At 66.1% G+C, this 283-nt stretch carries 1 pseudogene; it reads right to left on the bottom strand.

Annotation, left to right across the window (positions count from 1 at the left end):
- Window positions 1–283, bottom strand: a pseudogene (locus ABFX56_RS16340) (hypothetical protein); the annotation flags it as partial.

Genomic DNA, 283 nt, shown 5'->3' with positions numbered 1-283 from the left:
CATCCCATTGCCCAGTTTGCGCAGTTTCAGACTGCGCTGCTGGAACAGTTCCGCCTCCCGGGCAGGGATACCCTCCTCATCGATCAGATCCCGACAGATACGGGCTTCCTTGAACAGTTGATCCGCCGGCAGGTGCGCCTGCTGGACGATCAACTGTTCGGCGGTAGCCCGCAGCACCTCGGCTCTGACCTGATCGGTGGGGATGCCCAGGCCGCGGCGCACCGCATCGGCCTGCTCGGCCGAGAGCACCCCGGTCGTCAGGGCGGTGCTGATCGGGGCCTCC

Source organism: Parafrigoribacterium mesophilum, assembly GCF_039652555.1.
Taxonomy (GTDB): Bacteria; Actinomycetota; Actinomycetes; order Actinomycetales; family Microbacteriaceae; genus Parafrigoribacterium; species Parafrigoribacterium mesophilum.
This window is presented reverse-complemented; position numbering and strand designations above follow the sequence as displayed.